At 62.5% G+C, this 904-nt stretch carries 1 protein-coding gene; it reads right to left on the reverse strand.

Going from position 1 to position 904, the window contains the following annotated elements:
- A partial coding sequence (locus EOA28_RS37090; RefSeq protein WP_189342416.1) for a transglycosylase domain-containing protein occupies positions 1 to 904 on the reverse strand: 904 nt, incomplete at both ends.

A 904-nucleotide genomic window follows, 5' to 3' on the forward strand; every position in this document is an offset into this window, starting at 1 on the left:
GCATATAGGTGTTGTCGGAACCTTCGTTCTTCTGCACGAAGACGACGTCGCCGGGCTCCAGCACTTCCGCCGGAGACTTCGCCCTGACGGACTTGCCGTTGACGAAATGGCGCATGGCAAAGCCCATGTCGTCCTTGCTGACGGTGCCCTGGACGCGGTCCTTGACCAGTTCGCCGGAGACCTGGCGCGTCGGCTGGATGCCGATGGTCAGGCCGTCCGCCGAACTATCGAGCACAACGGCAAGCTTCCATTCCGGCACGTCCTCTAGGCCCTTCGCGTTACCGAGCGGCACGCCCCAGTCGCCGGAAATGTCGATATGCGTGACCGGACCGCGGTAACCGCGCAGCATGTCGTATTTGAGCAGGCCGTTCTGCAGCGACTTGCGGGCGATAAGCTGGATGTTCGGATCGAGCGTGGTGCGCACCGACAGGCCGCCCTCATAGAGCGCGTTCTCGCCGTAGCGGGCGATGATCTGGCGGCGGACTTCCTCGGTGAAATACTCGCCGGCAAACAGATAGGAGCCATTGCGGCGCGGCGTCACGCCAAGCGGCTCGGCCTTGGCCTTGGCGCCCTCCTCGCGGGTGACGTAGCCATTCTCGACCATCTGGTCGATGACCCAGTTGCGGCGCTCGATCGCGCGGTCAGCATGCTTGAAGGGGTGATAATTGTTCGGGCCCTTGGGCAGCGAGGCGAGATAGGCGGCTTCCGCGACCGTCAGCTCGTTGACCGACTTGTCGAAATAGGTGAGCGCGGCACCCGCGACGCCATAAGCGCCGAAGCCGAAGAAGATTTCGTTGAGGTAGAGTTCGAGGATGCGGTCCTTGGAATAGGCCTGCTCGATGCGGAAGGCCAGGATCATCTCCTTGATCTTGCGCTCGTAGGTCTGGTCCGAGGTGAGCAGGAA

It is taken from the genome of Mesorhizobium sp. M2A.F.Ca.ET.067.02.1.1, assembly GCF_004023285.1.
Lineage (GTDB): Bacteria > Pseudomonadota > Alphaproteobacteria > Rhizobiales > Rhizobiaceae > Mesorhizobium.